This is a genomic window from Flavobacterium sp. XN-5 (genome assembly GCF_008033395.2).
Lineage (GTDB): Bacteria > Bacteroidota > Bacteroidia > Flavobacteriales > Flavobacteriaceae > Flavobacterium > Flavobacterium hiemivividum.
The window spans coordinates 78,450-103,480 of record NZ_VOGZ02000010.1 but is presented as its reverse complement, the minus strand read 5'-3'; the positions used below and the strand labels follow the sequence as shown (position 1 = coordinate 103,480).

The window sequence follows — 25,031 nt, the reverse complement described above, 5'->3', positions numbered from 1 at the left end:
TTTTTATTCCAAGTCAGCTTAGCTAACAGCATTGATTTTTTTACATCCTGAGGGTTAGTTGTTTATGTTTAGAATCTCCATTGATTATCGTTGTTCAAATATTTTGCTAATTAAGATTAAAGTGTTACTTTTGCAAACCTTTTGGTGAATAAGAGTTTCCATTGGGGTTCAATTAATTATACAAACAACTTCTGTTGTTTTCTAGCACATTAAGAAACTCGAGAGAATACAGAATACAAATTTTTTATCAGCATGTCTGAACAAATCCAATCACAAGAAGAGTTTTTAGCAAATTTTAACTGGCATAACTTCGAAGAAGGTATCGATCCAGTTGATCAAGAAAACTTAAAAGAATTCGAAGCATTAGTTACAAAAACATTTATTTCTACTGATCAAGAAGAAGTAGTTGATGGAACTGTTGTTAGAATTACAGATAGAGACGTTATCGTTGATATCAACGCAAAATCGGAAGGTGTTATTTCTTTAAACGAATTCCGTTACAACCCAGCATTAAAAGTAGGTGATACTGTTGAAGTATTAATCGACATTCGTGAAGACAAAACTGGACAACTAGTTTTATCTCATAGAAAAGCTCGTACTATCAAATCTTGGGATAGAGTTATTTCGGCTAACGAAACAGGAGAAATCGTTAATGGTTTTGTAAAATGCAGAACTAAAGGTGGTATGATCGTGGACGTTTTCGGAATTGAAGCGTTTTTACCAGGATCTCAAATTGATGTTAAACCAATTAGAGATTACGATGTATACGTAAACAAAACAATGGAATTCAAAGTTGTGAAAATCAACCACGAATTTAAAAACGTTGTTGTATCTCACAAAGCGCTTATTGAAGCGGATATTGAAGTACAGAAAAAAGAAATCATCGGTCAATTACAAAAAGGACAAGTATTAGAAGGTGTTGTTAAAAACATTACTTCTTATGGTGTCTTTATTGACTTAGGTGGAGTTGATGGATTGATTCACATTACTGACCTTTCTTGGTCAAGAATTAACCACCCATCTGAAGTTCTTGAATTAGACCAAAAATTAAATGTTGTAATCCTTGATTTCGATGATGAGAAAACAAGAATTCAATTAGGATTGAAACAATTAAACGCTCATCCTTGGGATGCTCTAGATGCTAAATTAGCAATTGGAGACAAAGTAAAAGGTAAAGTAGTTGTAATCGCTGATTACGGTGCATTTATCGAAGTTGCTGAAGGTGTTGAAGGTTTGATCCACGTTTCTGAAATGTCTTGGTCTACTCATTTACGTTCTGCTCAAGATTTCGTAAAAGTAGGTGATGTTGTTGAAGCTGTTATCTTAACATTAGATAGAGATGACCGTAAAATGTCATTAGGTATCAAACAATTGTCTCAAGACCCTTGGACTGATATTACTTCTAAATACCCAGTAGGTTCTAAACATTCAGGTATCGTTAGAAACTTTACAAACTTTGGTATCTTCGTAGAACTTGAAGAAGGAATTGATGGATTAATTTACATCTCTGACTTATCTTGGACTAAGAAAATCAAACATCCATCTGAATTTGTAAATGTTGGAGAGAAACTTGATGTAGTAGTATTAGAATTAGATGTTGATGGACGTAAATTATCTTTAGGTCACAAACAAACTACTCCTAATCCTTGGGATCAATACGAAGGTTCATTTGCTGTTGGAACTATTCATACAGGTGAAATCGCTGAGATTGTTGACAAAGGAGCTACTGTAGAATTTGGAGATGATATCGTTGCTTTCATTCCTACTCGTCACCTTGAAAAAGAAGACGGTAAGAAATTGAAAAAAGGTGAATCTGCTGATTTCAAAGTAATCGAATTTAACAAAGAATTCAAAAGAGTAGTTGCCTCTCACACTGCTATCTTCCGTGAAGAAGAAGAGAAAAATGTGAAAACGGCAACTGAAAATACTTCATCTGCTTCGTCTACAAATGCACCAGCTGCAACTTTAGGAGATAACAATGATGTATTAGCTGCATTGAAAGCTAAAATGGAAAAATCAGAGAAAAAATAATCTCTTAATCTTTCTTATAATACATAAGAGGCTGTTTCAAATTTAATTTGAAGCAGCCTCTTTGCTTTTTACGATATTCTCGAAAATCGAATTTTTCTTTATTTTGATTTTATATATTATTTTTCTTCCGTGTAAAACCACAATACTAAAAGACAGAAACGTCACGATAGATTGTAGTTGCTTTAAAGCTATTTAATAGTAGTTAGTTAATTTTCTAAAGCGATAATTGAGGCTATATATTATCGAAAGATACTGCATCCGCAGAAAAAATTTCTCAGAACAAAATATTGCTGTGAGAAAATCAAATTGAAGATTTATCTGAGATAGATTTTATAATTTAATAAGCGGCTCGAAACTATCCCGCTTTTATAATTTCTTTAACCGTTTGTTCGTAATTACGGATGCTTTTTGCTTTTCGAATATTTTTCGCCACTTTGTGGGGATTTGAAAAGATAACAGAAAAGTACTCCCATAAGTGATGCATTTTCAATAATATGTGAGTGGAGCCAGATAAAGATTCGCTATAGCCAGCATATAAAGTGTCATGAAAAGCACTGAATAATTCCATTTTGTTTTCAGGATATTCTAGGCTGTCGCTTTTAATCATACTTGGCAAGAAAGGATCAGAAATTAACCCTCTACCTATCATCCAATGGTCTATACTAGGAAAACGCGCTTGCATTTCGCGGAACTTCGCTACCGAAGTAATATCACCGTTGTAATACAATTTAAGTCTAGTATTATCAACACATTCTTGAAAAGCGTCTAAATGTACGCCGCCTTTGTAAAGCTGTTTTCCAATGCGGGCATGAATAGCCACATTTTTAATTGGATACGTTTCTAAAATGGGTAATACGTCAAGAATTTCTTCTGTATTATCATATCCTAAACGCATTTTCATCGAGACAATTATATCCGACTCTGAATGGACTTTGTGCAGAATATTATTTATTTTCTCTGTATTACTAATAAGTCCTGAACCCATGCCACATTTAGTCACCATTGGATACGGGCAACCCAGATTCCAATTCAGTTCTTTATATCCTAATTCCTGAACATACTTGGATACAAATAGAAATTCATCAGCATCGTTTGTTATTATCTGAGGAATTACTTCTAAATCAAGGTTATTCTCTGGTAGAATATCTCTTTCATAAGATGCTTTAATGACAAGTTTTCCGTTTAAACGGATGTAGGGAGAATAATAAGTATCGATACCTCCAAAGTATTTGTTTACGGCGTTTCTAAAACGAAAGTCGGTAAATCCTTGAAGAGGTGAAGAGAGTAGGGTATAGCTCATGAAAATTTTAATTGTGCAAATATAGACAATGAAAACTATAACTATATGAAACAAAAAAAAAAGACTTTCGATTGAAAGTCTTTTTAATGATTTTATGAGCGCTTTAGAAAATTAAACTTTTCCTAAAGTATAGAGTTGCTCCATTGTAGGGCTTAAACTTCCGCCTGCGGGTTCAAGTGTAATTCCGAAGGCTTCTGCATCACCAGTGCTGTTGACAGCAAACATACGTTGATTGTTTTCATCAAATTTATCCAGTAATCCAATGCTCGTAGGAGTTAGAGGATTTAATTTAAGAGCCCAAACCTGATACACCATTCCTTTTGGTGGTTCTGGTAACCCTGAAGCATCTACATAGACAACTTGGGTTTCTTTGTTCCAATATACTTTTGCAAATGATTCTGGCGCTACAGCTTGACCACCAAGTGCTACAACTGTATTTTTAGTATCACGTACAACGGCTAAGCTAGTTTCGTTTAACTTATTTTTAAGTACCAATTGATTGAGTTCATTTTCAATTTTTACTTTTTCCATCTCCGTACTTACAACTTGATCGTTAGTTTGTTCTAATTGGTTGTATTGGAATCCAATTCCAACTAATAACAGTATCGCAGCTGCCCATCCAATGTATTGTGACCAATTTCTGGACGTTTCCATTTCTATTACAGGAGTATGCTTAAGTTCTAATTTGGCTTTGATTTTCTCATAATTAGCCACTGAATGCCAGGGCGAAAAACTAGAGGACAAAGCCACAATTACTTTTTCGATAGCAATAATTTCATCCATAATTTCAGGATGCGTGTTAGACATAGTTGTTACTTCTTCACTTTCGGTTTCGCTTAGTAAACCATAAACGTAAAGTTCTAAAATTCCGGAGTCGATATATTCTTTTGCTTCCATTATACTTTCAAATAATTTCTTAGATCATTAATACAATTTCTATTGTGCGTCTTTACAGTACCTAAAGGAATTTCCAACTCATCCGACGCTTCTTGTTGTGTATAGCCTTTAAAGAACAATAAATCTATAATTTGAATACATTTTGGTTTCAGTTTTTTTACAAACTCTTGAATTCCAATGGTGTCCATTTTATTGGATAGATTGCTGCTGCTGTCTAATAGATGTACGAAATTATCTGAGGAAAGGTTTTTTTGACTGTTGTTAAAATTTTTAGAACGTAGTTTATCGATCGAGGTATTTCTGGCTATGTTTAAGATCCAAGTATAGAAACGGCCTTTACTCTCATGATAAGAATCTATATTTTTCCAGATTTTAACAAATACATCTTGAAGAACATCTTCTGCTTCTTCTCGGTTTCTTACAAGGACATTTATTACTGAAAATAAACTTTTCGAATACATATCATACAAGTGAGTAAATGCCTTATCGTCCTTCTTATATATTAATACCAATAATTCGTCTTGGGTCATAATTAATTAATTTTAGTTATACAAACATATACATTCTTATCAACAATTAAGATAATAGCTATAAACTTAGTATGAAAAAACATGAAATGTTAATTATTTAGTTCTTTTATTTGTTAGTCAATACATTGTATATTAAGTATTTATGTGTTTTTTAAAAAAATATTTAGAATTATTTAAGATTTTTTAAAACCATAACGGAAACAATCCCGTAAATGACTTTATAACCTTTTAAATTATAACAAAATGAAAAAAACAAAAATGTTATTAGGTCTATCGCTAGTGGCGGTTTCAGGCTTAATCTTAGTAGCAGCGGATCACATTGATGCTCCGGCAGTAACAGGTAATGCAGCAGACATTACAGATTTTTATGCTTTCCAAGGACAAGACAACAACAACATGGTATTTGTAGTGAACACTCAAGGGTTATTGACCCCGAATGCGACGGCTGCAGCAACATTTAATGAAAATGTAATGGTTGAAGTTAATATTGATAATACGGGAGACAATGTAGAAGACTTGGTTATTCAAGCGATCAAAAGAGGAAATAAAATGTATTTCTTTGGACCATACAAACCATCAGCTGCAGGTACTTCTAGTACAATTGATATTAGTAAAGCTTCTGGATCTGTAGATATTTCAGCTTATAAAGCAACTCCAATAACATCTACACAAGCAGGAATGAAATTCTTTGCAGGACCAAGGGACGATCCATTCTTTTTTGATCTAGGTCAATTTCAAAAAATCCTTGGAGGGACAGCAAGTGGATTTACGAACCCAGGTACTGACACATTCAAAGGAACAAATGTTTTATCAATCGTTGTAGAAGTTCCTAAAACAATGTTAGGTACAGCGGCAACTTTAAACACTTGGGCTGAAACTAAGAAAAAACAATAATTAAGTATTATTTCTAAAATTAACAATTATGAAACTACAAGTTCACGAATTCAGAAAAATATTAAATAAAAATATCATGAGTAAAGCAAGTAAATTTAAATTGATAGCATTAGCAGTTGTAACTGCAGTTGTTTCAGTTAACTGTGACGATAATAATAACGATTCTCCTGCAGCAAGTGCTAATTTTTCAGGAACTTATGTTCAACAAGATCAAATGGCTAGACCAGCAATTAATACTGTGTTTATTGCGTCAGGAACACCAAAAGATAATTTTAATGCAACTGTTCCATCCATGATGGGTGCAAGTTATACGAGTGTATTTAAGGCAAGATTATTAGCATTAAATTCTGCATATACTACAAATGCTTTGACTCAAACTGCAGATCAGTTGTCAGGACTTTTGGCTACAGATGTATTAAATGTTAAAACTTCTGGTACAACTACGTTTTTTGATGGTACAAATGTACTAACAGGTAGAGCATTAGCAGATGACGTTATTGATGTTGAGTTGCTATTGATTTTTGGTGGTCCAACAGGCGCATCTAATCCTGGACTTACAAAAGATAACGTAGGAGCAAACGATGCCCCTTTTCTATCTGCATTTCCTTACTTAGCTGCGGCTTGGTAGTAAGTTGGTAACTTAAATAAAAACAGAGTGCTTTCTTATTGATTAATGATAGTACTCTGTTTTTTAATTTTCAAATAAATCTACAATCGTACAAAACATTTTAGATTTTGAATTATTACGCTTAAACAAACAAACAAACAAACAAACAAACAAACAAACAAACAAACAAACAAACAAACAAAAACAGATTATGAAACCGTACAAAATTATCCCTGCATTGGTTTTTACAATCCTTTTTATTTTCGCTTGCGATACTAAAAAAGAAAACCAAATTACAAATACTTCTGATTATAATAAATACTTGACTATTGAAGGAAATAAATCATTGGATTTTGCTAAAAAGGAAATTGATTTTTGGCAAAAAAAATATGATGCAGCTCCAAACCAAGATACTTACCTAGGTTTAATGGCTTCACATTATGCAAAAGTTTTTGAATGTACAGGAGATATAGAAAATTTATATAAAACCGAAGAGTTGTTGACTAAAGTGAATGTTGACAATAACTACTCAAGAGTGTCAAATTTAAGATCATTAGGAAGAAACTATATATCGCAACATAGATTTAAGGAAGCTTTAGTTTTAGCTAATAAAGCTTTAGCAATTGGCGAAGGTCTTAAAGAATCTCAAAAACTACTTTTTGATGTCCAGATGGAACTAGGAAATTATTCTGAAGCTCTAGCAAACTTAAACGCTATAAAGGATATGAATGATTTTGATTATTTAATTCGTTTGGCTAAATGGAATGATCATATTGGAGATCTGGAAACTGCAATCAGTTTCATGGAAAAAGCCAAAGATATTGCTGAAAAGGAAGATAATAAAACCCTAAAAATATGGTCGTATTCTAATTTGGGTGATTTTTATGGTCACGCTGGTAGATTGCAAGAGTCTTATGATAACTATTTAAAAACATTAGAAATAGATCCCAATTACTCCTACGCTTTAAAAGGAATTGCTTGGATTGTGTTTTCTCATGAAAGAAATACCAAAGAAGCAAAAAGAATTGTAGAAGCTATCGAATTGACACACAATACACCAGATTTTTATTTACTAAAATCGGAGATTGCTGAATTTGAAGGAAATGAAAAAGAAGCATTAGTGAATAAAAATGCCTATTTTGCAATGCTCGAAAAAAACAATTATGGAGCAATGTATAATAAGTACAATACTTTAATTTATGCTGATTCGAAAGAAACGGCTTCAAAAGCTTTAGAAATTGCAAAAATTGAAGTGGCTCATAGACCTACTCCGGATTCTTATAATCTATTAGCTTGGTCGTATTTAAATATGGGAGAGAATAAAAAAGCGTTGGAAATAGTAAATAAACATGTTGTAGGTAAAACTTACGAACCTAATGTGCAATATCATTTGGCAATGATTTACAAGTCAAATAATGAAATGAACAAAGTAGCACCCATAAAAAAAGAACTACTTGCTAGCATTTATGAATTAGGACCTAACATGGAAGAAAAAATAAAGCAACTATAAAACTATTACATGAAACATTTTTATATAATTCTAATTTCCCTCATGGGAATGGCTTCCTATGGACAAATCACAAAGGGAGTTGTTGTAGACGACTTTGGGAATGCAATTGAGAACGCATATATCGTAAATAGTAACACAGATTCACATGCCCATACGAATGAGTTGGGAATGTTTAGTGTAGATAAATCACAAGTGGGCAATGTTTTAAAAGTATCTGCTTTCGGATACAAGAAACTAAACTTTACTGTAAACAGTTCAGAAGTTAGAATTGTTTTAGAAGGCGATATCTTTAGACTTGATGAAATTGTGATCCAACAGCAACTTTCGGCAATGAATGTTATTTCGAAAATAGATTTGCAAACCACTCCGGTGAATTCCTCACAGGAAATTTTGAGAAAAGTTCCTGGATTATTTATAGGACAACATGCTGGCGGAGGAAAAGCAGAGCAAATATTTCTTAGAGGTTTTGATATTGATCACGGAACTGATATTGCTATTTCAGTAGATGGAATGCCAGTAAACATGGTCTCTCATGCACATGGTCAAGGCTATGCTGACTTACATTTTGTAATTCCAGAAACAGTGGAGAAGATAGATTTTGGAAAAGGGGCGTATAATGCGAGTAAAGGGGATTTTGCTACAGCAGGGTACGTCGCTTTTCAAACTAAAGAAAAGTTAGACAAAAGCAGTATAAGTGTCGAAGCAGGCCAGTTTAACAGTTTAAGAACAGTAGGATTATTTAATCTTTTGGGAAACCAAAAAAAACAGGCTGCATACATCGCTACCGAGTATATTTTAACAGACGGTCCATTTGATTCTCCTCAAAATTTTAATAGGGTTAATCTATTAGGGAAATACTCGGCCATACATAATGACAATAGTAAGTTTTCAGTTGCTGCTTCTCGTTTTTCTAGTACTTGGGATGCCTCTGGACAAATACCACAGCGATTAGTAGATAATGGAACTATTTCCAGATTTGGAGCAGTTGATGATACCGAAGGAGGCAAAACGTCCAGAACAAATATTAATACTTCACTAAGCAAACCCATTGATGCAAACACATTCTTGAAAGCGAATGCTTTTTATTCTAAATATGATTTTGAGTTGTACTCTAATTTTACTTTTTTCTTAGAAGATCCTGTTAATGGAGACCAAATCAAGCAAAAAGAAGACCGATCTATTTATGGGATGAATGCAGAATTAAATAAAAAAGTAAAAATGAGTGATTGGGATGCTTCGTTTCAATTGGGTGTAGGTTTCCGCGCTGATGCTACTATTGACAGTGAGCTTTCACACACTTTAAATAGAAGTATCATCTTAGAAAATATTAAACTGGGTGATATAGATGAGACTAATATGTTTACCTACTTAAATACAGAGCTAAAGTTTGGTAAACTAACGATAAATCCAGCTGTACGACTGGATTATTTCAAGTTTAATTACAAAGATAAATTAGCGTCAGTTTATAAGAGTCAATCAGAAACTGAAGTAAAAGTGTCACCAAAATTGAACTTTATTTATTCTCAAAATAACAACTTACAATTTTTTGTAAAATCAGGAATAGGATTTCATTCGAATGATACTCGTGTTGTTGTTGAAAATAATGGAAAACAAATATTACCAAGTTCAATTGGAGCAGATGTAGGTACAATTTGGAAACCGTTTCCTAAGTTAATTGTTAATTCGGCACTTTGGTATTTGTACTTAGAACAAGAGTTTGTCTATGTAGGCGATGCGGGAATCATTGAACCAAGCGGAAAGACAAGACGTATGGGAGCTGATTTAGGATTGCGTTATCAATTAAATGACTGGTTGTACTTTGATACTGATGTGACTTATACCTATGCAAGGACTATCGATGAAGTAAAAGGACAAGATTATATTCCGTTAGCACCAGATTTTACAACTACTGGCGGATTGAGTTTTCAAAATTGGAATGGGTTTTCAGGAGGTCTTCGTTATAGATACTTAAAAAAAAGACCAGCAAACGAAGATAATTCGATCGTGGCCACAGGTTATTTTGTAACAGATATGAATGTGAGTTACGAGTACAAGTCGGTTACTTTTGGAGTTTCAGTAGAGAATTTATTGAATACAGAATGGAATGAAACCCAATTTGCCACGGAATCAAGGTTAAAGGACGAAACAAGCAGTGTAGAGGAAATTCACTTTACACCTGGAACACCGTTTTTCATGAAAGCTAAAATAGCTTATAAATTTTAGTTTAAAAATTTGTTTGTTTTGTTAGAAAGGCCTGCCTAAAATAGTATTTCATATTCTATTTTCTGGTAGGCTTTTTGTTTTAACATTTGTTGAACTAAAATAATTGTAAAGAATGGACTGCTATAATTGTGAGTTTGCTTAATTTTATAAAAAATATAAAAATGAAAAAAATAATAGTATTGGCTTGCGCATCGCTGTTGCTTTGTGGAAATCTGGGTCAAGCTCAAAGTAAAAAAGCAAACAAAATTAAAAGTGAAAACCCTATGTCAAAACAAAACATTTATCAATTTAAGGTCGAAGATCTATCAGGAAATGAATTTGATTTTTCCACTTTAAAAGGTAAAAAGATCATGATTGTGAATACCGCATCCAAATGTGGATTGACACCGCAGTACAAAGATTTGGAAGCAATTTATAAAGAATACCAAGACAAAGGTTTTGTGATTGTAGGCTTTCCAGCAAACAATTTTGCATCGCAAGAACCAGGGACAAACGAAGAAATCGCAACTTTTTGCCAGCAAAATTATGGTGTTTCTTTCCCAATGATGGATAAAGTATCGGTAAAAGGAGACGATATGTGTGCATTATATCAGTTCTTGACCCAAAAATCAAAAAATGGATTGCAAGATTCGGAAGTAGCGTGGAATTTTCAAAAATACCTAATCAATGAGAATGGGGAACTAGAAAAAGTGATTGCACCTAAAACCTTGCCTACAGATCCAGAAGTTATTGCCTGGATAAAAGCATAATTTTTTTCTCAAAATAAGTAGCCGCAGACTTTAAGATTATAAAAACGTATATGTTTTGATCTTGAAATCTGCGGCTTTATTATGGATTAGGTAAAGTGAAATTTCTATTTCAGCATCAACTGCATAAAGACGGAATTAAGCCAACGGTCAAATTTATAACCCGATTCTTTCATCGTACCTACTATTTCAAAACCGAACTTTTGGTGAAATAAAATACTTCCCTTGTTTTCAGAATCAACAACACCTATCATCGTGTGATAGCCTTGTTTTATTCCCAACTGAATGAGTTCTGCTAACAAGAATTTTCCGGCACCTTTTCCAATAAATTCATCTGCAACATATACAGAGTGTTCCACTGTAAATCGATATCCCACTTTTTCTCTAAAAGTGCCATAAGTAGCGAATCCGATAGGAGTATTTTCTAACTCAGCCACAATTACTGGAATGTTATGCGCTAGTTTGTCGTCAAACCATTTCTTTTGCGCTTCAAAATCACGAGGCTCATAATCGTATATAGAAGTACTGTGAAGAATCTGGTGATTGACGATTTCCAAAATCGTGTCTAAATCTGAAAAAATGGCTGGCCTGATCTTGATTTGCATAGTAAGTCTATTTTTGCTCAAATTTAATAAAACTATTTTTAGATTAGATAAAAACCCTTACAACTTTGTATCTTTGTTACTCAGAAAAATAGACAATGATTTACCCTAAAATACCTTTAGCGCAAAGCATAATTGAAATTTGCGTAGCCAAAGGAATTACCAACATAATAATTTCACCTGGATCCAGAAATGCTCCTTTAACGATAGGTTTTGTAAATAATCCCGCCTTTAAATGCTACAGTATTGCCGATGAACGTGCAGCCGCTTTTTTTGGTTTGGGAATCGCACAACAAACAAAGCAGCCTGTCGCGTTAGTATGTACCTCAGGTTCGGCTTTATTGAATTATTATCCTGCAATAGCCGAAGCGTTCTACAGTCAGATTCCATTAATCGTGATTTCTGCAGATCGTCCGCAAAATAAAATTGATATTGGTGATGGACAAACTATTCGTCAAGAGGATGTGTTTGCGAATCATTCTATATATAACGCCAATTTAAATGAGAATTTTTCTGCCGAAAACGATACTAAAATTATTGAGGCAATTTCTGTTTCAATTGCTCAAAAAGGCCCAGTACATATTAATGCCCCTTTTGAAGAGCCTTTGTATGAAACGACGTCTGAGCTTTCTGTGAATATAATTGTTGCCGCTTCCGCAAAAGATAAGTCGTTGTTTTCAGACGATGAGGTAGCGGAGTTCGCGACGATTTGGAATAAAGCCACAAAAAAAATGGTCCTAGTGGGCGTGAATGAACCCGATGCCATAAGTGAAAATATAATTGAATCCTTAGCAGCTGATGATTCGGTGGTGGTTTTGACTGAAACAACTTCAAACCTGCATCATCCTACATTTATCAATACCATTGATACTTTAATTACGCCTTTTACCCACGAAGATTTTGAGGATTTCAGACCTGAAATTTTAATTACTTTTGGAGGAATGATTGTTTCGAAGCGAATCAAAGCTTTTTTACGAAAATACAAGCCAAAACACCATTGGCATATCGATTCCTTGCGTGCATACGATACATTCGATGCGCTGACAAAACATTTTGAAGTAGAGCCAAATGTATTTTTTGATGCTTTTTTACCATTGACAAAATCAGTGGCGAGTAATTATTTCAAGGAATTGGATGCTGTGAAAAAATTGCGCACATTAAAAAGTAAAGTTTACTTAGATAAAATTCCGTTTTCGGACTTTAAAGTATTTGAAAAAGTGATTCCGAGTTTGCCAAAAAACGCACAGTTACAAATCAGCAACAGCTCAGCTATTCGTTATGCTCAGCTCGTTGAGGTAGATCCTTCAATCGAAGTCTATTGCAATCGAGGAACAAGCGGAATTGATGGAAGTACTTCGACCGCTATTGGTGCGGCTGTAGCCAATGAAAAACAAACGGTCTTTATTACAGGAGATATTAGTTTTTTATATGATAGCAATGCGTTATGGAACAATTATATTCCAAAAAACTTTAAAATAATAGTGATAAACAATGGAGGAGGCGGAATTTTTAGAATTTTACCTGGTCATAAGGAAACTGCTGTTTTCAACACTTACTTTGAAACTTCCCATTGTTTAACAGCAGAACATTTAGCCAAAATGTTCGGTTTTAACTACACTATTGCGAGTGATGAGTTCAGTTTAGAAAAGGGTTTAGCACATTTTTACAGTCAAAACGAAAAACCTGGGATACTAGAAATATTTACACCAACGCTTGAAAACGATTCTATTTTATTGCAGTATTTTAAGGAATTGGTCTGATTATGTAAAAAAGCGATGAAATGACTTTGTATTTTAGTAGTTTTTTACTTAAAAAGAAGCGGTGCTTCGAATTAATGTTTAAATTTGAGATTGTAATAAGCTATTAACCAAAATATTAAATTTTTATTTATGAGCAAGAGAGACGAATTAATTGAAAAGTATGCTGCAGATTTAAAAGATAAATGTGGTGTAATTCCAAATATGGATTTATTGACAAAAGTTACCATTGGTTGCGGTCCGTCAATATATAATTCAGATGCTGCAACGGTAGCTGGAAGTCAGCAAGCAGAATTAGATACAGTTAAAAATAATTTCCTAATCAAAAAATTAGGTTTAGCAGATGGAGCAAATTTAGATGCAGGAATTGACGCCGTAATGGAAAAATACGGACGTTCTAATGCAAATAAATATAGAGCTGTCGTTTATTACTTATTAGCAGTTCACTTTAAAAAAGAGAGTATCTACAATTAACAGTATATTTTAAATTGTAAAAGCGCCTTTGGGCGCTTTTTTTATTTCTGTGCCATATATAAATAGCCTTTCGGTTATACTAAATTTATTCATCAAGCAGCTGCTGTACCTGAATATGAAATTTTTCCCCGCTATAATCAGCAAAACCTGTATGGCGCATTCTAACGATTCCTTTTTTATCTAATACGACTGAAGTAGGTAATGAGCCAGAATAAATTTCTTCGGGAACCTTAGATACCGCTTGCGCTATTGGCATTGAATAGTTTTTCTTCTGGAAAAACTTTTTCCCTGTGGCAATATCATCATCCAAATTTATCATCACAAATACAATCTTATCATTGTCTTTAAATTCCGAGTGAAACTTTTCGATAGAAGGAAATTCGGCAATACACGGTGGACACCAGGATGCCCAAAAATTGATAAAAACAACTTTCCCTTTCAAGTCAGCTGTACTTCGAATATTACCTTCGTAATCCTTAAAATCAAAATGATTTTCGAGTGTATTATCTGTAGAATTGACCGAGGAAATTTCAGCGTTAAAGAGACCAGTGAACATTAACTGCTTAATTAGAAATGATTTCGCATCTGGACTGAATATTAGAAGTCCAAAGACTATTAGCATTAAAATTGATGAAAAGTGTTTCTTGATTTTATTTAAAACTACAAGCTTAGTAGTTTGTTTCTCGTTTTTATTATTTTCAATCATTGTTATTTATCTTAAATTATATTTTATAGAATAATTTTTTGAAAACCAAGTAACAACGCGTTACTTGGTTTTCAAAAAATTATTATTTAATGATTCCTTCTTTCATCTCTTCCGAAGGTTTTAGAATTATTCGATCTTCATTTGAAAAATTCCCAAATACCTCTGCCAAGGTATCTAATTTAATACCTTCTTTTACAACGACTTTTTTAATTTCATTATTATTAAGTGTAAGAACAAATGTTCCTCTCTGAGTGTTAAGAATACTTCCATTTGGTACCCAATACGATGGTGATTTTCTTTGCAGTTTAAGGTTAACTTCGGCATAATCACCGCCTTGTAGTTCTCCAGAGGTATTATCAACATCAAATTCTATAGTCAAAGAACGATCGTTTCTATTCAAGAATCCTGAACTTCGCGATAGTTTTGTTTCGAAAGTTTTTCCGGGTTGTGAGCTTATCGAAAAAGTGGCTGGCATCCCTTCCGTAATTGAAGCAGCGTGTTTTTCAGGAAGTGAGAGTGTTAATCGCAAGCGGTTCGCTTGCGCAATCATAAACAAAGGAGCACTTGAACCTGTTCCCGCTAAAGCTCCTACAGAAATATTTCTAGCAGTTATTATCCCGTCAAAAGGAGCGGTGATGCGTAAATATTTTTGAAGTTGCGCTGTTCCTGCCGTTCCTGCACTAGCACTTTTATAAGATGCTTGGGCGCTTTCCATTGTACTTTTTGATCTTTCCAGTTCTATTGCCGCAACAGCTCCAGCCGTTTTTGAAGCATCTAGCATTCGGTCATAAGCTTGTTTTGCATACAAGTAATCACTATATGATTTTTGCTCAGATGACTTGTCTGAAATGTGTTTTTGGTTCATTTCTGGAGCCACAAGTTCCGCTAATAATTGTCCTTTTCTGACCTTTTGGCCGCGCTCCACAAATATTTTTTGAACAAAACCGCTAACTCTTGCATAAACTGCCACTTCTTCGTACGGTTGCAATTCTGCTGGCAATGATATTTCGTATTCTGGTTTTATATGTTGGATCACCACTGTCTTAAGATTTTGTAATTTTAAAATTGGTACTTCAACCTTTTTTAAATTCTCTTCTTTCTTATCAGAACAGGCAGTAAAAACAAATAATGAGAAGGTTGTAATCGCTGCAATTTTTATTTTTTTATTTATATCGTACATTTTTTTATTTATTAAAAAGTTATTTTACAAAGTATTGACTCTCTTCATCATCTGGGTCGAGGGATGGATTTTTAATCGCAGTTCTGGTTAGCATGGACGAAAAGAAATGCGGAACCAATAATAGTATTGTTGCGGTAGAAGCTATTAGCCCACCAATCACTGCTCTGGCTAAAGGAGCAACTTGTTCAGCACCATCACCAAATCCAATTGCCATCGGTAACATTCCTGCAAGCATTGCGGCTGCCGTCATTAATATAGGTCTAAGTCTTGACGAAGCAGCAAGGCGCGCTGCATTTGCAGGTTTAAGTAATAAGTTTTTTCGATAAAACTCAGCTTGATTGACTAGTAAAACGGCATTGGATACAGATACACCAATTGACATAATGATTCCCATATAGGACTGCAAATTGAGCGTGCTTTGTGTGATAAATAAAATCAATAAACTTCCTGCGATGACTGCTGGAACCACCGACAAAATAATTAAGGGCACTTTGTACGACTGATAATAAGCCGCCAACATTAGAAATATCGCTATAATTGCAACACCTAATCCCGCTAATAAATTGCTTAATGTCTCATCTAAAAGCTGAATGGTACCTTCGGTCCAAACTTTAACTCCACGCGGTGGTTCTCCAACATCTTTAATTGCTTCTTTTACAGCAGCTGAGGCAGTTCCTAAGTCTTTTTCGTGCAAATTTGCAATTATTGTTACGTAGCGGTTGGCACCTTGTCGATTTACTTGTGCTGGAGTACTTACTCTTCTTACAGTCGCAACATCTTCCAGAACAGGTCTCGTACTTCCTTTCTTTAATGGTAAGGATTTAAGTTTTTGTTCCGATGACATAATTGCTTCGGGAATTTGTACCTGCACCTGAAACACAAGTCCTGACTTTGGATCTATCCATAAATTCTTATCAGTAAAACGAGTCGAGGAAGTCGCGGCAACCAAGCTCTTTGTAATATCTTGAACCGTCAAGCCAAATTGTCCTGCTAGATCTCGATTTATTTCAATTTCTAAGGTAGGATATGCGACAGGTTCTGCAATTCGAACATCTCTCAAGTAGGGAATCGTTTTTAAATTGGCTTCAATTTTAGAGGCAAAAGCAAAAGCGGCTTTCAATTGTCCGGCACCCACTTTTACTTCAATAGGAGTCATGGCACCTTGGCCCATTATCTTTTCAGTAAGTTCCATAGGTTCAAAATTAAGAGCTACTTGCGGATGACTTTTCTTAACCGCTATCCTAATTTGTTCCTTTAAATCTTGGATTGATCCAGTATATAATTCTTGATCAATTGATACTTGTAGAATGGCCTCATGAGAAGCGTTCGTAAAAGTAAAAATCGGATTAATAGGCGAGTTTGCTGGCTGCATCCCAACAAATGCTGACGATATTGCTAGGCCATTTTCAGGAACTAGCGTTTTAATTTCCTGCAAAACTTCTTTTACGATTCTTTCTGTTTTTTCCAATCTACTTCCCGTAGGAGCTTGGATGCGAAGTTGGAAATCACCACTATTCGATAGTGGCATGACATCAGTACCTACATTTGGTAACAATATCGCTACTAGACCTACCGCCACAAATATGTAAAGTAGAAGAAGGGAGATCGCTTTTGTAGACCATTTACGCATTCGATACGAATAATTAACACGAAACTTTTCGAAGAAAGCACGCTTTCTAGGAGTATTAGCCACTTCATTTTTTTTCATTTTCATCATCCAATTTGCCAGAATAGGAACAAATGTTTGAGAGGCGATAAAAGAAGCAACCATTGCAAAAGCTACTGCCATTGATAAAGGCATAAACATATCTTTTGGTATTCCTGTCATAATAAACGCGGGCGTTAACACGGCTAGAATACAAAGTAAAATTAGGAGTTTCGGAATCGAAATTTCAACAAGTGCATCGCTAATCGCCCGCTGTTTGGGTTTGCCCATTTCCATGTGTTGATGAATGTTTTCAATGGTGACCGTGGCCTCATCTACTAATATTCCGATGGAAAGTGCTAGTCCGCTTAAGGTCATTATATTTATTGTTTCGCCTAAGAAATAAAGCGCAGCAACCGCACTTAAAATAGCGATTGGGATCGTTAGAACAACAATTATTGCACCTCGAGTGTCACCTAAAAATAGAAAAATTACCAATCCTGTAAATACAGCACCTAGTATTCCTTCGTGAATTAAATTGGATAGGGAAGTTTCGATGTATTTTGATTGGTCAAATTCATATTTTATACTCACATCTTCAGGAATTTGATCCTTCAACATAGGTAAAGATGCTTTCAAATTTTTAACAGCGTCAAGTGTTGATGCATCTGCTTTTTTTATAATAGGAAGATAGACCGAACGTTTGCCGTTAATTAAAGCATATCCCACAGTTTGATCTGCTCCATCTTGAACACTCGCAACATCTCTTACGTAAATGGTGCGTGAATCATTTGTTTTGATTGGTGTATTAAGAAATTCTTCTGGACTTTTTGCTATAGAATTAATAGGAGCCATTAAATTTTCATCGCCTATACGAATGTTACCAGCAGGCGAGGGTAAACTGTTCTTTGTAATGGCAATAGTAATTTCTTCGGCACTCAAACCATTGGCTTGCATTGCTTGTGGATCTATATTGACAACAATAGATCGTGCGTTTCCACCAAAAGGTGCTGGCGCCGTTATCCCTGGAATGGCAACAAACATGGGACGTACTTTTGTAAGTACTAAAGTCTGAATTTCATTAATGGAACGCTGGTCACTTTCAAATACCAATTGGCCAACCGGTAGTGAACTTCCGTCGAATCGCACTACCATAGGCGGAACGGCTCCTGGTGGAAGAAAGCCCATTGCTCTGGAAACAGAGGTCGAGACTTCACCAGCGGCTTGTGCCATGTTTGTTCCAGGATAAAAAGTCAGTTTCATTAGGGTCAATCCTTGAATACTTTTGAAGTCCATACTTTTTACTCCGCCCACAAATAAAAGGACTTTTTGAAATTCGTTGGCCATGAAACCATCCATATAAGCAGGAGAAAGTCCGCCGTATGGCATGGCGATATACATTGCAGGAAGTTCTACTTCAGGAAATATATCAACATTTATTTTTTTTATTGACGTAATGGATAAGAAAACAATTGCAATAACAGCAACAATTACTGAAATGGGTCTTCTTAACGCAAATCTTATTAAGTTCATCTAAGTAGAATTAAAGATTAGTAAAGAGAAAATTAAAATTCGAAGTGAGCTCTGCTTCATAGGCTACTAGCATCCAGTATTCCCGTGACGCTTCTAAATGTGAATTTTCGGCAACTTCAAATAATTGTTGTATTTGCAGCAGTTCGTTCAAACCTATAAGACCACTTTTGTAGCGAGATAAATACATCGTATATCCATCGCCAGCCTGTTTTACAGCAGAAGATGTTTTTTCGATTTGTTTGAATTGTTGCCTAATTCGAACTTGCACAGCTGTTAAATCTGCTTGCATTGCTTGTTCGTACTGTGCGTGAAGATTTTCTAAGCTTTCGGCTTCCTTTGTTAATCCTTGACTTTTATAGTTATTGGTTAGCAAATTTGAAATGTTCCATGTTATTCCAACTCCTGCTAGAAAATTATTGGCATTATTCGAAAAACCATCCTCCCATTTTCCAGAAACATAGCCGTCGTTGTCAATGCTAGTACCTTTATAAGATAATCCACCTAAAAAATGTACTGATGGCAGCGGAGCGCTTTTTTCAACAGCACTTTTAGAAGTAAAAAAGTCAGCTTGATGTTTTAATGTAGTAAGAATAGGATGTGAACTTTCAATTAATCCACTTCTATGTTCAAGATAAGGAACTGGAGAAGAGAAATGATTAAGTGAACTATTGAGTTCAAAAACTTCTTTTCCAGAAAGCTCCTTTAGCTTAATAAAGGCGGCACTGCTGTTTCCTTCTAATTTATAGTTTTCAGCAAGTGATTGCGTGTGAGCAGAAGAAGCCAGTAAACTGTCAGCGGCAGGTTTTATGCCCGCTTTTGACAAACCAGAAGTGATGGATCGAATTTCGTCTAATCGTTTCACTGTTTTCTCATTCCAGGTAAGTTTAGTTTTGTTGTATAAAAGCGTGATATACCTTTCAGATAAAAGCTTTTTTAGACTCAGTAAATAAGCGTCTTTTTCGCTATTTTTTTTATTTGTTGCTGCGCGAGCGGCTTGATTTTCTTTTCGAAGTTTACCAAAAGAAAAAACTTCCCAATCTACAACTGCAGATCCAAAGGAGTTTGAAGATAGAGAAGCGCCATGCAGAGAAGCATCACCACTAACATTAAAAAAGCCGGCTTGCGGAAAAAAGGCACCACCGCCGCCGTTGTACGTTCCATAGGTGCTTTGTACTTGCGCTTTGATTTGAGGCAACATATTCGATTTTACGGCACGCTCATTTAAGGCTGCAGCATCAGCAGAAGACTGTTTGGCTTTAATACCTGAGTAATTTTCTTCTACGTTTTTCCATAAATTTCCCAATGTCTCGGGAGATTGTTGTGCATATAAGGGAAATGATATTCCCATGACAAGCCACACAAATATGACCGTCAAAAGAGGTTTGACCATAATAAAATAATAGATTTTGAGATCAGATTTTGATCAACTAATTAAAAAATTGATGTACTGAAAGATGCCATAGCGGAGGGTTTCCTTATGGCAATTCTAAAAACTATTAGGGTATCAAATGATCAGTTTGCGGTAAAGCAAAAATATGGGAAAAGAATCACTTATTTTTAAGCTATTGTAAAAAGGGTGTTTTCTCTTTTCTTTTTCAGAAACAGAAAAAAGAAGAAATACAATTGCAGATAAGGTAGCAATTGCTACTAAATTAGCAGTAATCGAAGTTGTTTTTACAGATTGTAATAAATCGGAAGCAAAGGTTTGCGAGCAGAAATTTGTAACGGTGCTAGAAAAAAGAGTAGTTCTTTGGTTTCCCATTTGCTCCAAAGCGATTGGAATTCCGATAATTTCCTTTATTTCATTTTTTATGAAACAGCTAGAAAATAGGACTACGGTTATTGCAACAAATGTAAAAAAATGTCGCAATATTAATTTCGCACTATTTTGTAAAGTCCTATTCATTGCCGCGAAGATATGTTTATTGAGAGCAAACACAAACCACAATCAATATTTTAAGCGTTTTTTAACTTCTCTATAACTTTTCGGTAACTATTTCGAAGTCTTTGTAATTATGTCGTTTTTGATATTTTTTTCGAAAATCGAAAAACTTTATAGGTCTCAGAATATAGTTGAAACTATTTACATTAATATTTTAAATGTATTTCGCCACGAATTTCACTAATTAGCACTAATTAATTAGTGAAGGTTTGTGAAATTCGTGGCGAATTTTTTGGTAGAGCAGTTAGATGCTATAGAATCCATTCTTTCCTGAAGTCTAGAACTCCTTAACGAATTGGAATTGGAAAAACCGGTAAGCTGGCATGTCCTAATTCGTCTATTGCTTGAACTGCAAATAGGAAATTATCTTTAGAATAGGGTATTGTTGCTTTTGTATCTTTTACAAATATTGTTTTCTCCCAGTTTGTTGCTGATGTTTCTCTAATTAGGATTTGGTAGCCGTACACTTTTGTGTTTTCAGCTGCTTTCCAGAGCAGAGTTGAGAAATTTGTCAGGTCTTTTACTTCTATTCCTACATTTGTAGGTGCTTTTGGTGCCCAAGCTAGATTAGCCAACGTGGCTAAATTGGACGCAGAAATTTTTCGAAGGTACTCAAAATCCATAAATTCAGGTAAGTCACCATATTTAACGTCGTTTTCGGTACGTAAGTCTTGATGCTGATGGTTGTAGTTTTCGTTCATTTCGCAAAAACGAATCGCAGTAAATCCATTTTGACTAAAAGGAGTGTGATCACCACCGCGTAAAAAACGATCGTTTCTGTAGACAAGATTTACCTCTAATTGGGCAACATATTGATCCGTTACCGTTCTAATGTAGCGGGCTAATAATCTAGAAGGACTGTCGTTGTCTCTATTGGTTAGTTTTCGCATTTTTCCTTCTTCTTCCGTTTCTAAGTAGGGAGTTGCTTCGCTAAATACTCTTACTTTAGTGTTGTCTCTTAAGTTTGTTCCGCTGGATAAACTATTTCCTATCATATCGTTGTTTATCATCGCCACAATATTCCAGTTTTCTTTTTTGGCAAGTTCTGCTAAGTGTCTGGCACCATATAGTCCTTGTTCTTCGCCTGTTACCGCAACAAAAATGATAGTATAGGGAAATGACCTTTTACTCATGATTTTGGCTAGTTCCATCATAGCTGCTACACCAGATCCATCGTCATTAGCACCCGGCGCATCCGATTTGGAATCCATAACATCTGAAACGCGGGAATCCAAATGACCACTGATAATTAGTACGCGATCATCGCTAGAATCAGTTCCTTTTAATGTTGCCATTACATTTCCCAGTTGGCTGTCGACTGCGATACGTCTTCCATCTGCTTTTATAGTGAAATAATCGATTTTAGAAGTCAATCTTCCGTTTGATTCTAATGCATATTTTTCGAATTCAGATTGTACCCATCGTTGAGCTGCGCCAATTCCGCGCGTTTTACTTTTAGTATCGCTTAAAGTATGTCTAGTTCCAAAAGAAACGAGTTTTACTACTGTATTTTCAAGGTTTTCAGCTTTAATTTCAGTAATCATTTTTTTGATTTCGGGATCGTCAACGATTATTTGGGCGAAGCTCATTTGAGTGAAAAGCAATAAAGCAAAGAGGTAACAAAGAGGATTTGGTTTCATTTATTTTTTGGTATTTTATTTAAAGAATTTAAAATTAAGTAAAAAAAGAAAGTTAATAGCTAGTATAATTAATTTTAATAGTTGTTTAATGAATTTTTTGTTGGTTTATTAAGGAACAAAACGCTGTAATTTAGCCCCGATAGCAGCAAGTATCCTTTTTGGGCTGGGGTTTAGCCCAAAAGATACTGCGGATAGCGGGACTAAACGTTATTGAGAGTGATAGTGTTTTTGCTTCTAAAAAGGAAAATATAAGGGAATTGTAAGAAGGAATGGGGTTACTATTTTCAAACTTCGTACCTTTGCGCCTTAGAAAATACAAGAAAATGATTGAAATAGGAAAATACAATACGCTTACAATACTTCGTGACACAAAAGTTGGTTTATTTCTGGGTACTCCAGAGACAGATCCTGAGGGAATACACGACATACTTTTACCTAATAAATATGTACCTAACGAATTTGAGATAGGTGAGGAGTTGATTGTATTTGTTTATTTAGATCATGAAGAACGTCCTGTAGCTACCACTTTAGAGCCTTATATTTTATTGAATGAATTTGCACTATTGCGTGTGAACTACACCAATCAAATAGGTGCTTTTATGGATTGGGGAATGGAAAAAGATATTTTGGTTCCGTTTAAAGAGCAAGCTCGTCCTATGGAAAAAGGAAAACGCTACTTGGTATACCTTTATATGGATGAAAAAACCAATCGATTAGTTGCTTCAAGTAAGACAAATCAATTTCTTAAAAATGAAGAGCTTACGGTTGAAAAAGGTGAGGAAGTTGAATTAATAGTTTCTCATATTACCGAGATAGGGATTAACGTAATTATCAACGAACGTCATAAAGGTTTGCTTTATAAAGATGAGGTTTATGATGATGCGATTCGTACGGGAGATCGTATGCGTGGGTACATAAAAAACATTCGTCCTGATAATAAAATAGATGTTTCTCTGCAAATTCAAGGCTATGAAAGTATCGAGCCTAATGCCGATAAAATTCTTGACGAATTAAGAGCCAGTCGTGGTTTTTTAAGGCTAACGGATAACTCGCACCCAGAAGACATTAAGACCGTTTTGAAAATGAGTAAGAAAACGTTCAAGAAAGCAATTGGTGCTCTTTATAGAGAAAAGCTAATCGAAATCAAAGAAGATGGAATATACCTGATTAAGGAATAAAAAAAAGAAAGACTAATCGAAAACGGTTAGTCTTTCTCTTTTAAGTGTCGTTTCGTAAATTATAAAACGGCACCAAAATAATTACAATTTCATTTTTTAGTGTAACTTTTTGCTTTTGTACATAGTAGTTTATTATAAACACTATTTTTAAAATATTGACTTAAGCATAAAAGTCCTTCAATGAATACTTGTCTTTAGATGTAGAAAACATATACTTAGTAGCTAAGAATTAATTTCACATTAAAAGCCATTGGTTTTGTATATATATAAAGATTATTTCTCTACTATTTATAAGCTTACAAATTAAGTAAGCGAGAAATGAATTCTTCTTTTTTAACCGTCGGTGTTACTCTTTATCTATTGCTAACGAAATAAATGATTTTCTCATTTGCTCGATTGTCAAGGAAACAGAATTAGTAGTATAATTTAGTACCAAATAACAAGGAGCGACAAAAATTTTAATCGAATTCAAATTATTCTTTTTTTAGGTTAATAAATCAGTGAATTTTTTAAAATAAAGAAGTAGAATTTAATTGTATCCTACTGATTATCTTGGTTTAAAAATAGTAATTATATCAATTGGTAGTTGTTAATATTTTATTTTTTTTGAAAATTTAACACTTTACAGCCGTTTATTTCGAGAAGGATTTCCAAAGCTTCCTAGCTAGAATAGTATATAATGTAAAAAATGATTTATTTTTACACTTCAATAATTTAAAACAATTATAATGGATTGGATCACTGTAAAAGAATACGAAGATATCACCTATAAAAAATGCAATGGAGTTGCCAGAATAGCGTTCAACAGACCTGATGTGCGCAATGCTTTTCGTCCAAAAACTACAGCGGAACTTTACAATGCATTTTATGATGCGCAAGAAGACACTTCCATCGGGGTAGTTTTATTGTCTGCTGAAGGGCCTTCGTCTAAAGATGGAGTTTATTCTTTTTGCAGCGGTGGAGATCAAAACGCAAGAGGGCATCAAGGATACGTGGGAGAGGACGGCCAACATCGTTTGAATATATTAGAAGTACAACGATTAATCCGCTTTATGCCAAAGGTGGTGATTGCTGTGGTTCCTGGTTGGGCTGTTGGTGGCGGTCATAGTTTGCATGTGGTTTGCGATTTGACATTGGCTAGTAAAGAGCACGCTATCTTTAAGCAAACAGATGCTGATGTAACTAGTTTTGACGGTGGTTATGGTTCAGCATACCTTGCAAAAATGGTAGGGCAGAAAAAAGCACGCGAAATATTCTTTCTAGGACGTAATTACTCTGCTCAGGATGCAATGGATATGGGGATGGTTAATGCTGTTATCCCTCATACTGAATTAGAAGATACTGCATATGTATGGGCGCAGGAAATTTTAGGAAAGTCACCAATGGCTATAAAAATGCTAAAATTTGCCATGAATCTTACTGACGACGGAATGGTAGGGCAACAGGTTTTTGCCGGTGAAGCAACAAGACTAGCCTATATGACAGAAGAAGCTAAAGAAGGTAGAAACGCATTCCTTGAAAAGCGTAAGCCAAATTTTGAAAAGAAATGGTTGCCATAATTAGGTTTGGAATTTAAGGCTTAGAGTTGGTTTATAAAACAGGCTTTCAATTTATTGAATGCTAAATTTTAATTAAA

At 34.7% G+C, this 25,031-nt stretch carries 20 protein-coding genes; 10 read left to right on the top strand and 10 right to left on the bottom strand.

The window, feature by feature from the left end:
• The first annotated feature begins 252 nt into the window (after nt 1-252).
• Complete coding sequence (gene rpsA, locus FQU23_RS14745) at nt 253-2,031, top strand: 30S ribosomal protein S1 (RefSeq protein ID WP_132112718.1); 1,779 nt, start codon at nt 253-255, stop codon at nt 2,029-2,031.
• 355 nt (nt 2,032-2,386) lie between these two features.
• Here the strand turns inward: rpsA and FQU23_RS14740 are convergent, their stop codons facing one another.
• The 3 genes from FQU23_RS14740 to FQU23_RS14730 all read right to left on the bottom strand — a co-directional run bounded on the left by FQU23_RS14740 (nt 2,387) and on the right by FQU23_RS14730 (nt 4,758).
• Nucleotides 2,387-3,331: a tRNA dihydrouridine synthase gene (locus FQU23_RS14740; RefSeq protein WP_147674502.1), complete on the bottom strand. Its 945-nt coding sequence runs from the start codon at nt 3,329-3,331 to the stop codon at nt 2,387-2,389.
• A 111-nt stretch (nt 3,332-3,442) separates the two neighbouring features.
• On the bottom strand, nt 3,443-4,228 hold the full coding sequence (locus FQU23_RS14735) for an anti-sigma factor domain-containing protein (RefSeq protein WP_147674501.1): 786 nt from the start codon (nt 4,226-4,228) through the stop codon (nt 3,443-3,445).
• Nucleotides 4,228-4,758 (bottom strand): RNA polymerase sigma factor, encoded by a 531-nt coding sequence (locus FQU23_RS14730; protein ID WP_132112712.1) that lies wholly within the window; start codon nt 4,756-4,758, stop codon nt 4,228-4,230. The genes FQU23_RS14735 and FQU23_RS14730 overlap by 1 nt, the downstream gene beginning before the upstream one ends.
• Before the next feature lie 243 nt (nt 4,759-5,001).
• Between FQU23_RS14730 and FQU23_RS14725 the strand changes: the two genes are divergently transcribed.
• The 5 genes from FQU23_RS14725 (at nt 5,002) to FQU23_RS14705 (ending at nt 10,741) form a co-directional block, all read left to right on the top strand.
• Nucleotides 5,002-5,652 carry a DUF4331 family protein gene (locus tag FQU23_RS14725; RefSeq protein ID WP_147674500.1) on the top strand — a complete coding sequence of 217 codons (651 nt, stop codon included), beginning with the start codon at nt 5,002-5,004 and terminating at the stop codon, nt 5,650-5,652.
• A 28-nt stretch (nt 5,653-5,680) separates the two neighbouring features.
• On the top strand, nt 5,681-6,280 hold the full coding sequence (locus FQU23_RS14720; protein WP_147674499.1) for a DUF4331 family protein: 600 nt from the start codon (nt 5,681-5,683) through the stop codon (nt 6,278-6,280).
• A gap of 190 nt (nt 6,281-6,470) precedes the next feature.
• Nucleotides 6,471-7,769, top strand: a complete 1,299-nt coding sequence (locus FQU23_RS14715; RefSeq protein ID WP_147674498.1) for a tetratricopeptide repeat protein — start codon at nt 6,471-6,473, stop codon at nt 7,767-7,769.
• A gap of 9 nt (nt 7,770-7,778) precedes the next feature.
• Nucleotides 7,779-9,992: a TonB-dependent receptor gene (locus tag FQU23_RS14710; protein ID WP_147674497.1), complete on the top strand. Its 2,214-nt coding sequence runs from the start codon at nt 7,779-7,781 to the stop codon at nt 9,990-9,992.
• Between the two features lie 161 nt (nt 9,993-10,153).
• Nucleotides 10,154-10,741: a glutathione peroxidase gene (locus FQU23_RS14705; RefSeq protein WP_147674496.1), complete on the top strand. Its 588-nt coding sequence runs from the start codon at nt 10,154-10,156 to the stop codon at nt 10,739-10,741.
• Between the two features lie 104 nt (nt 10,742-10,845).
• Here FQU23_RS14705 and FQU23_RS14700 read toward each other — a convergent pair whose 3' ends face one another.
• A complete protein-coding gene (locus tag FQU23_RS14700) occupies nt 10,846-11,343 on the bottom strand; it encodes a GNAT family N-acetyltransferase (RefSeq protein WP_147674495.1) in 498 nt (165 codons plus the stop codon).
• Between the two features lie 95 nt (nt 11,344-11,438).
• Here FQU23_RS14700 and menD point away from each other — a divergent pair, with 95 nt between their 5' ends.
• A complete protein-coding gene (gene menD / locus FQU23_RS14695; protein WP_147674494.1) occupies nt 11,439-13,100 on the top strand; it encodes a 2-succinyl-5-enolpyruvyl-6-hydroxy-3-cyclohexene-1-carboxylic-acid synthase in 1,662 nt (553 codons plus the stop codon).
• A gap of 129 nt (nt 13,101-13,229) precedes the next feature.
• Nucleotides 13,230-13,571, top strand: coding sequence for a DUF2853 family protein (locus tag FQU23_RS14690; RefSeq protein WP_147674493.1), 342 nt, complete (start codon nt 13,230-13,232; stop codon nt 13,569-13,571).
• A gap of 85 nt (nt 13,572-13,656) precedes the next feature.
• On the opposite strand, the gene FQU23_RS14685 is transcribed toward FQU23_RS14690, so the two are convergent.
• The 6 genes from FQU23_RS14685 to FQU23_RS14660 all read right to left on the bottom strand — a co-directional run bounded on the left by FQU23_RS14685 (nt 13,657) and on the right by FQU23_RS14660 (nt 22,217).
• Nucleotides 13,657-14,277 (bottom strand): TlpA family protein disulfide reductase, encoded by a 621-nt coding sequence (locus FQU23_RS14685; protein ID WP_147674492.1) that lies wholly within the window; start codon nt 14,275-14,277, stop codon nt 13,657-13,659.
• 82 nt (nt 14,278-14,359) lie between these two features.
• On the bottom strand, nt 14,360-15,457 hold the full coding sequence (locus FQU23_RS14680; RefSeq protein WP_147674491.1) for an efflux RND transporter periplasmic adaptor subunit: 1,098 nt from the start codon (nt 15,455-15,457) through the stop codon (nt 14,360-14,362).
• 19 nt (nt 15,458-15,476) lie between these two features.
• Nucleotides 15,477-18,635 carry an efflux RND transporter permease subunit gene (locus FQU23_RS14675; protein WP_147674490.1) on the bottom strand — a complete coding sequence of 1,053 codons (3,159 nt, stop codon included), beginning with the start codon at nt 18,633-18,635 and terminating at the stop codon, nt 15,477-15,479.
• Nucleotides 18,636-18,645: 10 nt separating this feature from the next.
• Nucleotides 18,646-20,025, bottom strand: a complete 1,380-nt coding sequence (locus FQU23_RS14670; protein WP_147674489.1) for a TolC family protein — start codon at nt 20,023-20,025, stop codon at nt 18,646-18,648.
• Nucleotides 20,026-20,139: 114 nt separating this feature from the next.
• Nucleotides 20,140-20,541, bottom strand: a complete 402-nt coding sequence (locus FQU23_RS14665; protein ID WP_147674488.1) for a hypothetical protein — start codon at nt 20,539-20,541, stop codon at nt 20,140-20,142.
• 323 nt (nt 20,542-20,864) lie between these two features.
• Nucleotides 20,865-22,217, bottom strand: coding sequence for a M28 family metallopeptidase (locus FQU23_RS14660; RefSeq protein ID WP_147674487.1), 1,353 nt, complete (start codon nt 22,215-22,217; stop codon nt 20,865-20,867).
• Between the two features lie 323 nt (nt 22,218-22,540).
• Here FQU23_RS14660 and FQU23_RS14655 point away from each other — a divergent pair, with 323 nt between their 5' ends.
• Nucleotides 22,541-23,395: a S1 RNA-binding domain-containing protein gene (locus FQU23_RS14655; protein ID WP_147674486.1), complete on the top strand. Its 855-nt coding sequence runs from the start codon at nt 22,541-22,543 to the stop codon at nt 23,393-23,395.
• A gap of 728 nt (nt 23,396-24,123) precedes the next feature.
• Nucleotides 24,124-24,954 (top strand): 1,4-dihydroxy-2-naphthoyl-CoA synthase, encoded by an 831-nt coding sequence (locus FQU23_RS14650; protein ID WP_147674485.1) that lies wholly within the window; start codon nt 24,124-24,126, stop codon nt 24,952-24,954.
• Nucleotides 24,955-25,031: the final 77 nt, after the last annotated feature.

What these genes read in the sequence shown, in the direction of transcription:
- rpsA (WP_132112718.1), top strand. Translation starts at nt 253, where the DNA reads ATGTCTGAACAAATCCAATCACAAGAAGAGTTTTTAGCAAATTTTAAC.
- FQU23_RS14740 (WP_147674502.1), bottom strand. Translation starts at nt 3,331, where the DNA reads ATGAGCTATACCCTACTCTCTTCACCTCTTCAAGGATTTACCGACTTT.
- FQU23_RS14735 (WP_147674501.1), bottom strand. Translation starts at nt 4,228, where the DNA reads ATGGAAGCAAAAGAATATATCGACTCCGGAATTTTAGAACTTTACGTT.
- FQU23_RS14730 (WP_132112712.1), bottom strand. Translation starts at nt 4,758, where the DNA reads ATGACCCAAGACGAATTATTGGTATTAATATATAAGAAGGACGATAAG.
- FQU23_RS14725 (WP_147674500.1), top strand. Translation starts at nt 5,002, where the DNA reads ATGAAAAAAACAAAAATGTTATTAGGTCTATCGCTAGTGGCGGTTTCA.
- FQU23_RS14720 (WP_147674499.1), top strand. Translation starts at nt 5,681, where the DNA reads ATGAAACTACAAGTTCACGAATTCAGAAAAATATTAAATAAAAATATC.
- FQU23_RS14715 (WP_147674498.1), top strand. Translation starts at nt 6,471, where the DNA reads ATGAAACCGTACAAAATTATCCCTGCATTGGTTTTTACAATCCTTTTT.
- FQU23_RS14710 (WP_147674497.1), top strand. Translation starts at nt 7,779, where the DNA reads ATGAAACATTTTTATATAATTCTAATTTCCCTCATGGGAATGGCTTCC.
- FQU23_RS14705 (WP_147674496.1), top strand. Translation starts at nt 10,154, where the DNA reads ATGAAAAAAATAATAGTATTGGCTTGCGCATCGCTGTTGCTTTGTGGA.
- FQU23_RS14700 (WP_147674495.1), bottom strand. Translation starts at nt 11,343, where the DNA reads ATGCAAATCAAGATCAGGCCAGCCATTTTTTCAGATTTAGACACGATT.
- menD (WP_147674494.1), top strand. Translation starts at nt 11,439, where the DNA reads ATGATTTACCCTAAAATACCTTTAGCGCAAAGCATAATTGAAATTTGC.
- FQU23_RS14690 (WP_147674493.1), top strand. Translation starts at nt 13,230, where the DNA reads ATGAGCAAGAGAGACGAATTAATTGAAAAGTATGCTGCAGATTTAAAA.
- FQU23_RS14685 (WP_147674492.1), bottom strand. Translation starts at nt 14,277, where the DNA reads ATGATTGAAAATAATAAAAACGAGAAACAAACTACTAAGCTTGTAGTT.
- FQU23_RS14680 (WP_147674491.1), bottom strand. Translation starts at nt 15,457, where the DNA reads ATGTACGATATAAATAAAAAAATAAAAATTGCAGCGATTACAACCTTC.
- FQU23_RS14675 (WP_147674490.1), bottom strand. Translation starts at nt 18,635, where the DNA reads ATGAACTTAATAAGATTTGCGTTAAGAAGACCCATTTCAGTAATTGTT.
- FQU23_RS14670 (WP_147674489.1), bottom strand. Translation starts at nt 20,025, where the DNA reads ATGGTCAAACCTCTTTTGACGGTCATATTTGTGTGGCTTGTCATGGGA.
- FQU23_RS14665 (WP_147674488.1), bottom strand. Translation starts at nt 20,541, where the DNA reads ATGAATAGGACTTTACAAAATAGTGCGAAATTAATATTGCGACATTTT.
- FQU23_RS14660 (WP_147674487.1), bottom strand. Translation starts at nt 22,217, where the DNA reads ATGAAACCAAATCCTCTTTGTTACCTCTTTGCTTTATTGCTTTTCACT.
- FQU23_RS14655 (WP_147674486.1), top strand. Translation starts at nt 22,541, where the DNA reads ATGATTGAAATAGGAAAATACAATACGCTTACAATACTTCGTGACACA.
- FQU23_RS14650 (WP_147674485.1), top strand. Translation starts at nt 24,124, where the DNA reads ATGGATTGGATCACTGTAAAAGAATACGAAGATATCACCTATAAAAAA.